Source organism: Nostoc sp. ChiQUE01b (assembly GCF_034531255.1).
Classification (GTDB): Bacteria; Cyanobacteriota; Cyanobacteriia; order Cyanobacteriales; family Nostocaceae; genus Nostoc.
In genome coordinates this window covers 1-11,377 of record NZ_JAVRBM010000075.1, presented here as the reverse complement: position 1 = coordinate 11,377, position 11,377 = coordinate 1, and the positions used below count along the sequence as shown (strand labels likewise).

Here is an 11,377-nt window from a genome sequence, read left to right as displayed (position 1 = left end):
GGCAGTAATTAACAGGAGGCTTTATGGTAATTGTTGACAATTTGCGCTTCCCTTTGACGCTTTTCACAGCACTAGGCTGTGGGCTGGTGGCTGGCGTCTTCTTTGCCTTCTCGACTTTTGTGATGAATGCCCTTGCACGACTCCAGCCAAAGGAGGGCATTATCGCCATGCAATCCATTAATATCACCGCGATCAATCCGTTGTTCATGTTGGCACTCTTCGGAACGGCTGTGGCTTGCATCTTTCTAGCGGTTTCCTCGGTGTTAAAGTGGCATCAACCTGGTGCTGCCTACTTGCTTATCGGTAGCTTGCTCTATCTCATTGGCACCGTTCTAGTGACGATCGCATTCAATGTGCCACTGAATGATGCCTTAGCGATCGCCAAACCGGATAGCATTGAAGGCGCGAACCTATGGGCTAAATACCTGACTAATTGGACGTTCTGGAACCATGTTCGGACAATAGCGGCACTTGCGGCAGCGTTGACGATTGCACTGTGCGATCGCACGATGAGATAAGAATGATTTTTCAAGGCTTTAGAGTCGAGCGAGAAATTTCATTGCCCAAAGGCAGGGTGACGCTGAATGTTGTGCCAACATTGATTTCGCTGTTGACTGTAATAGCTCCGCCATGTCGCTCAACTGCCTGTTTAACAATCATCAGCCCCAATCCAGTTCCAGGAATTCTGCCGACGTTACTAGCACGATAAAAGGATTCAAACAGTCGTTCTTGATCTTCTGGAGGAATGCCGATGCCTTCATCCTGCACTTGAAATATCACGGCTTCAGATTGACATTGCAGCCTCACTTGAATGGTACTATCGGGTGCAGAGTATTTGATAGCATTAGATAATAAATTAATCAAAACGTGCCGCAGTAAGGCTTCGTCCATATCAACCGTGACACATTCATCCTCGCAATTGAAATCAATCGTGTGATTAGTGCTTGTGCTGAACTTGATTTCTTCGATCAGTTTGCGACAGAAAGGCTCAAGTGCAAGTTCAACGGAATGAGATGCCAGACTACTCGCTTCAGATTTTCCCAAAATCAAAACGTCATCCAGTAAGGCAACCATACGACTAACAGCGGCAAGTATGCGTTGAGAAAAGTCATCTCGCTGTTCTTTAGGAAAGTTGCGCTGTTGTAGCACACGAATGAAACCATTAATGATATTTAATGGGTTGCGAAATTCATGAGAAACTATTGAGATAAAACGCGATTTTTGTTCTTTGAGTTGGCGTTCTTGCTCTAGCGCTGTCTGAAGCTGTAGTGAGAGCAACCGCGATCGCAATAGCATTTCTACTCGTGCATGCAACTCTAGCTTTTCAAGCGGTTTTGTAATTAGCTCATCGATAGTTTGCCACAAATGCCGTGTCAATAGTTTCACGTCAGCACGGATTGTAATCAACAAAAAGGGCAAAAAAACAGGTTGTTCTTGGTGTTTTCTTGCTTGCACCCATTCCCAGAGGTGATCCAGTGCTGGGCCGTCGAGAATGCATAAGTCAAACGGCTCATCTAAAAGCGGTACGGCTTTTCCTGCATGCACAACTGAGTCAGCGATCGTCACCTCGTAATATATACTCAGCCACTCTGATAACAGGCGACGATTCTCAGATTGCTCTATAACAATTAAAATTCGACTCATTGCTCATTCTCTTGCTCACCGTCAATGCCGCCGTAAAGGTTTTTCACTAGCTCTGGCTAAATCAACATAGGTACACTATCACAATTCATCCGCAAGCATTTTAGGCAATTACGAATTACGTAGCTTGCTTCTCGCCGAAGGCGAGTATTACGAATTATCTAAGGTACACTATCATAATTCATCTGCAAGCATTTCAGGCACTCCAGTCAACACACCTCGCAGCTGGGTGAGTGGCTTGCCGACTTTAATTCCGTAGCGACTAATTTCAAATTCGCGCAGGGTTTTCTCAAAATCAGTCATCCGCTTCTTGAGAACGCCAATCGTTCGCCGCAGTTCGCCTTGCATTTCTAAGTAGCGCAGAAATATAATCGTGTCTGCTAAATAGCTAATTCCAATTTCTGTAACTCGGAATTCTCCTGTAATCGTTTCAATCTCGTTGATTAGCACCACAGCAACACCCATATTTTGCAAATACTTACACAGTGCATGAAGGTGGCTAATTAAGTCTTTTCCCCGCACCGAAAGCCGATAGCCGGATACACTATCAATCATCACAATCCGCGCCTGTTGTTGCTGTACTTCCTCACGCACGAGATTAGCAAATTCATCGGGTGTATAATATAGCGGCTCTACTTGCACGACTGAAAGTGTCCCCTTATTTTGCATCGCCCCAACCGCAATGTTAATACCTTCAGCACGGTGCAGCAACGTTTCCTTTCTTTCCTCAAAGGTGTAAATCACCGAACGTTCGCCCCGTCCGGCGGCTTCTTTCATAAACTGAAGTCCCAATGTGCTTTTACCAACGCCGCTAGGGCCGCTGATAATAGTAATCGTGCTGCGCTCAATCCCACCGTGCAGCAACTCGTCGATTTCGGGGATGCCAGAGGAAACTACTTCAGTATTAAAATCTTGTCCATAATCTTGGAGTACTAACCGAGGGAACAGCTGCATTCCCGTTCTGGTTAAGCGGATTGCATGATGTCCATCTTGAAAGTCACTCCCCCGAAACTTAGAAATACAGAGTGTGCGCTCATTATTGCTAAAGTCCAGATTGATTACTCCATCACTCATGAACTGTAAATCATCATCGGGCGCTTCTTGACTGCTTTCTGAGGTAAATAGAACAGTTGTACTTTGCTCTACTAAAAATCTCAGAAATGACAACACTTGTTTGCGAAACTGAAACGTATCACTCGCCAGGTAACGAAACTGCGTCATCGAATCAATAAAAATGCGTTGTGGTTTGAGAACTTCTACTTGCTCTACAATGCGGCGGGTTGTAGGTTCGCGTTCCACCTCTGCTGGTGAGAAAATATCGTAAGTCTGAACTTGGGCGAAAAATTCGGGTGTGGGGCTAAGGTCAAGAAAAGTGACACCTTCAAGATTAAATCCTAGTTCTTCGGCAGTTCGCTTCAGTTGTCTGACGGTTTCTGTTAGCGTAATGAACAAGACCTGTTCGCCATTTGCCGCCCCTGTTGTTAAGAAATGCATTCCCAGTGTTGTTTTACCAGCTCCCGGCCCACCCCGGATTAAGTAGGCGCGACCCGAAACATAACCGCCATAGAGAATTTCGTCTAAACCTGAAATTCCCGAAGACAAACGATTTTCAGACATTTGCGAACAGTCTTCCTTTACCTATTGACTCAACTCAATTCCAGCATGGCGTGCTTTTTTTGCTCCATAGGTTTTAAGCACAAATCAGAAGTCAGAAAATTCGGGCTTGTATTTGAGCGCAAAGTATAACCCTTGTGCAGCATATTTTTTAAGCAATCAGGAGCTAGAAAGTTTCAGCTTGCATTTACCGAGAAGTAGGATAATATCAACCTAGCACTGGTTAGACGCAAAACTTTGAAAGATTCTTGACATCCTCCCCGCTCTAAAGAGACGGGGATTCCAAAGATCGCTCCTTGGGTTTCCTCTTTCTGCGACTCGGCTTATTTAGAGGGATTTCTCCACCCAAACAGAGGTCGATGTCTCCAGAGGCGATTGACGTTCCCGTGTGCCCCACGGTACGGAGTCCTATCTCAAGTATGTTTCTTGCAGCGTTATGGTCACGGTCTTGGGTATGTCCGCAATGATGGCAAATATGAGTTCTGTTGCTAAGAGATTTTTTGACAACCTCACCACAATTAGAGCAATTTTGGCTAGTTCCATGAGGTGGTACGGCAACTGTGGCAACCCCAAAAACCTTGCCAAAATATTCAACCCATTGTCTAAACTGCGTCCAAGCTGCTTCATGTATCGACTTAGCAAGGTGTCTATTCCTTACCATGTTTCGCACCTTCAAATCCTCATAGGCTACCAAGTCGTTAGATTGGACTACGTACCTCGCCAATTTCACGGCGAAGTCTTTACGTTGCCTACTTACTTTGAGGTGGAGACTCGCAAGCTTGTTTCTAAACTTGGCTCTATTCTTAGAACCTTTTTTAGTCTTGGAAAAACGACGTTGCAACCGCTTCAAAGACTTCTCGCTTTTACGGAGATGGCGTGGATTCTCAACTTGATTACCTTCGCTATCAGTCAAAAAGTAGTTCAATCCAACATCCAAGCCAATAGTTTTACCCGTTGGTTCTCGTCTTTCTATTCGCTCTTGGTCAATACAAAACTGTGCATAGTACCCATCGGCACGACGCACAACTCGGACTCTTTTGAACTGCTTGAGTTGGTAAAAATGCAAGTCACGGGTTCCCCAGAGCTTGAAAGTTCCTGCTTTGAATCCATCGCTAAAAGTGATGTAGCGACGGTCAGTAGAAAGCTTCCACAATTTCTTCTCACTGGGTTGAAAGCTTCACATCAATGTAGTGCCATTCTGGAAACACCCAATTAATTGGGTTAGTCTCCTTGGACACCTGACTGTATACTTTCTCCAACTGTGCCGCCGCTGCACCGTTATGCAGCGGTCAAAATAGATAAGTGATGGAAGATGGGCGACTAATTATGGAATTTCCAAAACAGGTAGAGAAAATTTCTGTCAGCGCTGACAATACTTTAACATTAGAATTCTCGAAAAAGATTCATCAGTCATTAATACAGCGAGATGCTCAGTTTATTGAATTACTGATGCCTGTATGGGAATGGTTTTACCGTTATTACTTTCAAGTAAAAACTGATGGATGGCATCACATACCAACAACAGGGAAAGTACTACTGGTTGGCTCTCATAATGGGGGAATGGCTTCTCCAGATTTAATAATGATGATGTACGATTGGTTTTCTAGATTTGGAACCGAGCGTTTAGTGTATGGTCTAATGCACCCTTTTGCTTGGAAAGTGAGTCCAGAAATAGCAGGATTAGCCCAGAAAGTCGGAGCAATTGTTGCACATCCCAAAATGGCTAGTGCAGCTTTTGATCGAGGTGCTAGCGTTCTGGTATATCCTGGAGGACAATATGATATGTTTCGTCCTCATAGCCAACGCCATAAAATTCATTTTGCCGGTCATCAGGGCTTTGTCAAGCTGGCTTTAAAACAAGAAGTTCCGATTATTCCTGTAATCTCGGTAGGCGCTCATGATAGCTTGATAGTTTTATGTGATTGCTATGATTTAGTCAAACAATTGCATCAGTGGGGATTGCCGTGGTTATATCAAATAGACCCTGGTGTTTTCCCAATTTACTTAGGTTTGCCTTGGGGCTTGTCTATTGGCCCTCTGCCAAATATTCCTCTACCTGTGCAGATTCACACTCGTGTCTGTCAGCCAATTACTTTTGAAAGATATGGTCAAGATGCAGCTAGAGATCGTAACTATGTGAATACTTGTTATGAAATAGTTCAAAATCAAATGCAGGAAGAGTTAAATAATTTGGTTAGAGATACTCAAAAATCTAGCTAAAACGCGAATATTAGTGACGAAGTGATGAATCTCCCAGTATTTCCAAAAGCGATCGCTCCATAACTTCACTGACAAATTTATTACCTTGCAAGTTGAGGTGAATGTGATCGTGAAACAAACCTTGCGGGTTGGTAGTTGAGTTGAAATTCGGTAAAAAATCTATATAGTGAATTTGCTGTGCTTTGGTAAAATCGCTCAAGCGCTGACGTGCTTTAATTTCGTAATCGCGGGGGCCTGGTTTACCAATTTCTCGTAGTAAGGGAGTCATCACCAGCAGAAATTTGCTGTTGGATTGGCGAGTCAAGGCTTGAATTTTAGCGATCGCCTCCAGATTAATCCCCACGCGATCGCCTGGTTCATTTTGTACGGCTTGTAGTTCTGGAATTGGCTTTTGCTTGACGATATAACGCTGCCACACTTCCACTAATGCCAGGGGAGGTTTACGATCGGGATAATTGCGATCGCGCCCTACTGGTAAAGAAGTAGGAGGAGTTGCAAACAAATCATCGGTATTAATTAATAACACCACTGCTTGCGCGTTAAAAGTGCCAAACTTCTCTAAATAAGCTAATTCATTCCTTGGCCCCCAAGAATTTGCTGAAGCATTTAACACTTCTACTTCTTGATAATTACTAGTAGTAGATAATGGTAGAGAACGCATCATCAAACTAGATATTGTATTAGTCTGATCAGTCCACCAGCCACCATTAGCAATAGAATCACCTAAAAGGAGAATTCGCAGCCCAGTAGGTACAGGTAGCTTTTTGATCGGACTACCTCGCATAGAATATTCATTAATTTCAATACGATTCCCAAAACGACGGGTACGCTGGTTCGGAGCTAACAAATAACCAATTTGCTCATCGCCAATATAAATCAGGGGATTACCAAAACCAAACAGCGATCGCAGTCCGATCTCGATTACCACAAACAATCCCACAACCACCGCCAAAACTACGCTCAGTGCTATTTTCACCTACTCACACCCTCTTATACTGAGTTGCTTTTCAATGATAGTAGGGAGTGGGGAGTAGGAAGTGGGGAGTGGGGAGCAAGGGAGCAGGGGAGAGTTCTTGTACAAGTTCTTTACCCTCTGCCCCTCTGTCCCTCTGCCCCTCTGCCCTACTCCCCACTCCCCACTCCCCACTCTTCACTTCTAAATTTTTAAAGTGAATTTAACATCATCCGCAAAGAGAAGGACTACAATCAAAACGGACAAATATTTCATGCCCCAAAAAGAGAGGATTACAAAGCTGTGTCCGACTTAAATCGCGGAATTATGAAATTTAAGGGAGCAGATTCCCCAAAAGTAGTCACTATCTCTACCGTGTTGCTTCTGGGATCGATCGCTGCTCTCGTCATCTGGGCCCTACAAGCTGCCTATGCGCTAAACTAAAACCATTAGTAGTCTAGAAGGACACTTGTCTTAAACGGTTTCCGTCTTAGCCAAGTGTCCATTTAGCAACTAATAATTAAAGAAGAATCCAGAATCCAGAATCCAGAATTTAGAATGCTTTTCCTTGGGGGATTCAAACCACTAGCTAATTGTAGACTTCTAAAATCTATAATTTGGATTGTTTTTAAACTCCCGTATTCATCCCCTAGCCATCATTCTGACTCCTGACTCCTGACTCCTGAATTCTTTTTATTAAAAGCCCCCTTATAACCATCAAAAATTTCAGCAAAACTTTAGATTTTAGATTTGAGGTTTTAGATGGAAAATTTAAATCTAAAATCCAAATTCCAGAATGTTTGAACCTTGGGGTGTTTTCGTTATTTTAATTATCTGCCCCCTTTTGGGCGGATTACCCCTGATTTCATGGATAACTTACGCATTGAAGCGGAAGCAGTTATCACAAGTTGGTACAGGAAACATTAGTGTATCAGCTGCCTTTTATCATGGCGGTAAAATTGTCGGAATTCTGGCAGTGTTGTCAGAAGCTTTTAAAGGTGTTGCGGCAGTCTTACTCACCCGCATTTTCTTCCCAGATGGATCGTTTTGGGAATTGGTTGCCCTGATCGCTCTGGTAATTGGTAGATACTGGATAGGCAGAGGAGCAGGTACGACAAATGTTGTCTGGGGATTTGTCGTACACGATCCATTAGTAGCGATATTTGTATCTTTCTTTGCAGGTATTAGTTTTACAATTCTGCAATCAAGAAAGGTAGTCAAATTTGGGGTTTTACTGCTTTTTCCTTTGTTTGTGGCACTTCTGCACCTGAGCGATATTCCCAGAATATTTGCTGCTGTGGCCTTAGCTGGTTTAATGGGTTGGATTTACACCAAAATTCCTGATGATCTGAAACTGCCAGCCCAAGAGGCACAAACAGAATCGCAAGCGATGTTGGAATTTTTACGCGGCGATGTCTACGACGGGCTACGCCAACGCGCTATGGTTTCTCTAGATGAAGAGTTGAATGCTGCCATAGTCGGAGAAAAGGCGGCAACATTATCTCAAATTAAGCGCTGGGGCTATCCAGTGCCGAAGGGATGGGTACTAGCCCCCATCGACGATCCTGAACTGTTAACAGAATTTCTCCAGCCATCAGAATTATCCCCCTTGGTGGTACGTTCCTCCGCTATTGGAGAAGATTCAGAATACGCTTCTGCGGCAGGACAGTATGAAACAGTTGTCAATGTTACTAGTCCAGAGGCATTACAGTCAGCGATCGCCCAAGTTCAAGCTTCCTACAATCATCCTTACGCTGTCCAATATCGGCGCGATCGCGGTTTAAATGATACAGCAATGGCTGTATTAATTCAACAACAAGTCCAGAGTGTATATTCTGGCGTTGCTTTTAGCCGCGATCCCATTACCCAACAAGGCGATGCGATCATCATTGAAGCCCTTCCAGGTAGCCCGACGCAAGTCGTTTCGGGAAAAGTCACACCAGAACAATATCGCGCTTTTGTTGTTGAAACAGAAAATTCTTACTCTGTACAATTAGAAGGTCAAGGACGAGTACCACAATCATTAATCAAACAAGTTGCTTACTTAGCTTACCGACTCGAAAAACGTTATCATGGCACTCCTCAAGATATCGAGTGGAGTTATGATGGTCAAACGCTTTGGGTATTGCAATCTCGACCAATCACCACTTTACTACCCATCTGGACACGCAAAATCGCTGCTGAAGTAATTCCCGGAGTAATTCACCCCTTAACATGGTCAATTAATCGTCCCTTAACTTGTGGAGTTTGGGGAGAATTTTTTACTATAGTTTTAGGCGATCGCACTTTGGGGTTAGATTTCACAAAAACAGCAACTCTGCACTATTCCAGAGCTTACTTTAATGCTTCCCTCTTAGGAGATATTTTTATCCGTATGGGACTGCCGCCGGAAAGTCTGGAATTTTTAACTAGAGGAGCTAAATTAAGTAAACCATCCTTGCAGTCAACTTGGGAAAATTTGCCAGGACTAGGAAAGTTGCTGAAGCGGGAATTAAGTTTAGAAAAGGACTTCAAGCAGGATTATCACAAACGGTTCATTCCTGGGTTGTCGCAGTTGGCGCAGGAAGATATAGATAACTTGGAAGCACCCCAGTTGTTGGCAAGAATTGATTTTATTCTGGAGTTGCTGCGTCATGGAACGTATTACAGCATTTTAGCTCCCTTGAGTGCTGCCCTAAGACAGGCGATTTTTCGGGTAAAAGATGGACAAATTGATCATAGCGTCACCCCAGAGGTAGCGGCATTGCGATCGCTCAGTGCAATCGCTACAGATGCCAAACAGGTATTAGTTGAATTTGAGCCACAGCAAGTATTTGAACAATTAAAGCAAACCCCCGAAGGAGAGAAGATCCTCCAAGAATTTAACGAATTACTTCAAGATTACGGCTACTTAAGTGAGGTGGGAACCGATATCTCCGTTCCCACTTGGCGGGAAAATCCCCAGATGATTAAGCAGATGTTTGTCCAGTTAATGCAGGGGAACGAACCACAAGCAGGTGCTAAAGACGCGATTAATAGTATCTTTGCCAGTAAGCGCAAACGCTCTTTTGTCCAACGGCGCGTGGATATCAAAGGACGAGTCACCGAAGTTTATTCCCGGCTTTTAGCTGAATTGCGTTGGAGTTTTGTAGCTTTAGAGAAGATTTGGTTAAAGTCTGGCTTACTCAGGCAAACAGGCGATATCTTTTTTCTCAACTTTGATGAAGTGCGGCGTCTAATTGGCGATGAAGATTCCAGCTTAATAGAGCAGTTAGATAAGTTAGTGGAATTTAGGCGATCGCAATTCCTCCAAGATAGCGAGATTATTCAAATACCTGTTTTAGTCTACGGCAATACACCTCCTCACCCCTTAGCTCCCTCTGAACTCTACTCTGACCAAATTTTACAAGGTATTGGAGCCAGTCATGGGCAAGCCGAAGGTAGAGTGAAGGTGTTGCGAAATTTACAAGACATTCCAGACATCGATCGAGATACGATCCTGGTAGTACCTTATACAGACTCCGGCTGGGCCCCTTTGTTATTAAAGGCTGGAGGATTAATTGCCGAAGCTGGTGGAAGGCTTTCTCACGGTGCGATCGTTGCTCGTGAGTATGGAATTCCCGCAGTGATGGATGTTCGGGGTGCTACATGGCTCTTGCAAGATGGTCAACGAGTCAGGATTGATGGGTCTAGGGGTATTGTGGAATTATCTAACGATTTAAGACCCGAATGATTACCACTTCCCTTAAAGACTTGCCTGAAGAATCGGTTTCTCACAATGCCGAAATCAAGAAAAAGGTGATGTTACGCTTCGGCGATTTACCTCACCTAACTAACTTTTCTCAAGCACGTTTTGCTCCTGGACAAACCGCACCAGCACATGCGCATCAAGATATGTGCGAGGTATTCTTTGTAGAAGCTGGTTCGGGAATAATTCATATTGATGGTACAGAATACCCCCTGCTTCCGGGAAACTGCGTAGCCATCGAACCGGGAGAAATACACGAAGTTGTCAATAATGGCTCAACCGAACTAGTTTTGACATACTTTGGTTTGCGAGTCGAAAAATCGAGCTAATCATCAGTTAGGAGCATTAACTAGCAACTTAAGTTAGTTTGATTTTGAATCAAACACGCAGTCAGGGCATAACAATCTTATGTCCTTAGAAAAGTAAAAGTTTGCGGATGTTGTTTATAAACCAATACAGTTAATATAAACCCAAAACCCTGATGTAGAGACGCGATTTATCGCGTCTAATGTAGAGACGCGATTTATCGCGTCTAATATAGAGACGCGATTTATCGCGTCTAATATACCAAAGGTGTCGCCCCGCGCATCTGACGTAAAGAATTTATACAAGCAGGACAATCACAGCCAAATAAGTCGATTGCCACATTGCTTTCTTCATCATTGAACTCCAGCATGGGAGCATCTTCTTGAGAAAACTCTATTTCACGCTGATAGTTAGGAATTTGAGCTAATACAGAAGCCCTAGCACATACTAAACCCACTTTATGTTTATTGCGTATACAAGATAGACGGTCTGTGGTTTTGGCTCCTGGTTCTGGTTCCATAGCTTGTGCGTGATTTAGCATTACTCCCATAGAGAGAAGAGAGCTAATCAGCACAGGAGAAGAAAGCAAACTCAGTATGAATTTGTTCATTGGTTTTTTTGAAAAACAATCTCGATTGCTCAGATTATCCGATTAAATCTTACAGTGCAAGTAAATGTGTATCAGGAATAGCCCAAAATCCAGATGTAGAGATGCAATTTATCGCGTCTTGATTTATCGTGTCTTGAACGACTAATTATCTACACCAATAATCCTTAACCCAAGCGTATTGTCAAAGCAGAAGTTGCTACAGGCTGCGCAAAACACGGAAACGCGAAGGCAGAAGCTCTTACAGAGAAGACGGAAGTTGCTACAGACTGCGCAAAACACGGAAACGCGAAGGCAGAAGCTCTTACAG

The 11,377-nt window shown here is 43.7% G+C and carries 8 protein-coding genes and 1 pseudogene; 4 read left to right on the top strand and 5 right to left on the bottom strand.

Annotated elements, in window-relative coordinates; translation table 11 throughout:
* Positions 1-167: 167 nt before the first annotated feature.
* Positions 168-518, top strand: a complete 351-nt coding sequence (locus RMY63_RS32355) for a DUF1772 domain-containing protein (protein ID WP_322732625.1) — start codon at positions 168-170, stop codon at positions 516-518.
* Between the two features lie 10 nt (positions 519-528).
* Here the strand turns inward: RMY63_RS32355 and RMY63_RS32350 are convergent, their stop codons facing one another.
* The 3 genes and pseudogenes from RMY63_RS32350 to RMY63_RS32340 form a co-directional block, all read right to left on the bottom strand.
* Positions 529-1,644, bottom strand: a complete 1,116-nt coding sequence (locus RMY63_RS32350) for a HAMP domain-containing sensor histidine kinase (protein WP_322732624.1) — start codon at positions 1,642-1,644, stop codon at positions 529-531.
* A gap of 171 nt (positions 1,645-1,815) precedes the next feature.
* Positions 1,816-3,258, bottom strand: coding sequence for an ATPase domain-containing protein (locus RMY63_RS32345; RefSeq protein ID WP_322732623.1), 1,443 nt, complete (start codon positions 3,256-3,258; stop codon positions 1,816-1,818).
* A 262-nt stretch (positions 3,259-3,520) separates the two neighbouring features.
* Positions 3,521-4,405: pseudogene (locus RMY63_RS32340) on the bottom strand (RNA-guided endonuclease InsQ/TnpB family protein); the annotation flags it as partial.
* Between the two features lie 176 nt (positions 4,406-4,581).
* Here RMY63_RS32340 and RMY63_RS32335 point away from each other — a divergent pair.
* Positions 4,582-5,475 (top strand): lysophospholipid acyltransferase family protein, encoded by an 894-nt coding sequence (locus tag RMY63_RS32335; RefSeq protein ID WP_322732622.1) that lies wholly within the window; start codon positions 4,582-4,584, stop codon positions 5,473-5,475.
* A 10-nt stretch (positions 5,476-5,485) separates the two neighbouring features.
* Here RMY63_RS32335 and RMY63_RS32330 read toward each other — a convergent pair whose 3' ends face one another.
* Positions 5,486-6,451: an SGNH/GDSL hydrolase family protein gene (locus tag RMY63_RS32330; RefSeq protein WP_322732621.1), complete on the bottom strand. Its 966-nt coding sequence runs from the start codon at positions 6,449-6,451 to the stop codon at positions 5,486-5,488.
* Positions 6,452-7,223: 772 nt separating this feature from the next.
* On the opposite strand from RMY63_RS32330, the gene RMY63_RS32325 reads away from it, so the two are divergent.
* Together RMY63_RS32325 and RMY63_RS32320 are read left to right on the top strand one after the other, a co-directional pair.
* Positions 7,224-10,139, top strand: a complete 2,916-nt coding sequence (locus tag RMY63_RS32325; protein ID WP_322732620.1) for a glycerol-3-phosphate acyltransferase — start codon at positions 7,224-7,226, stop codon at positions 10,137-10,139.
* Positions 10,136-10,483 carry a cupin domain-containing protein gene (locus RMY63_RS32320; RefSeq protein WP_322732619.1) on the top strand — a complete coding sequence of 116 codons (348 nt, stop codon included), beginning with the start codon at positions 10,136-10,138 and terminating at the stop codon, positions 10,481-10,483. Before RMY63_RS32325 ends, RMY63_RS32320 begins: the two co-directional genes overlap by 4 nt.
* 230 nt (positions 10,484-10,713) lie before the next feature.
* Here the strand turns inward: RMY63_RS32320 and RMY63_RS32315 are convergent, their stop codons facing one another.
* Positions 10,714-11,070: a hypothetical protein gene (locus RMY63_RS32315; protein WP_322732618.1), complete on the bottom strand. Its 357-nt coding sequence runs from the start codon at positions 11,068-11,070 to the stop codon at positions 10,714-10,716.
* Positions 11,071-11,377 lie beyond the last annotated feature (307 nt).

Bases quoted from the DNA above. Each gene is read 5' to 3' on its own strand.
- RMY63_RS32355 (WP_322732625.1), top strand. From the start codon at position 168: ATGCAATCCATTAATATCACCGCGATCAATCCGTTGTTCATGTTGGCA.
- RMY63_RS32350 (WP_322732624.1), bottom strand. From the start codon at position 1,644: ATGAGTCGAATTTTAATTGTTATAGAGCAATCTGAGAATCGTCGCCTG.
- RMY63_RS32345 (WP_322732623.1), bottom strand. From the start codon at position 3,258: ATGTCTGAAAATCGTTTGTCTTCGGGAATTTCAGGTTTAGACGAAATT.
- RMY63_RS32335 (WP_322732622.1), top strand. From the start codon at position 4,582: ATGGAATTTCCAAAACAGGTAGAGAAAATTTCTGTCAGCGCTGACAAT.
- RMY63_RS32325 (WP_322732620.1), top strand. From the start codon at position 7,224: ATGTTTGAACCTTGGGGTGTTTTCGTTATTTTAATTATCTGCCCCCTT.
- RMY63_RS32320 (WP_322732619.1), top strand. From the start codon at position 10,136: ATGATTACCACTTCCCTTAAAGACTTGCCTGAAGAATCGGTTTCTCAC.
- RMY63_RS32315 (WP_322732618.1), bottom strand. From the start codon at position 11,070: ATGAACAAATTCATACTGAGTTTGCTTTCTTCTCCTGTGCTGATTAGC.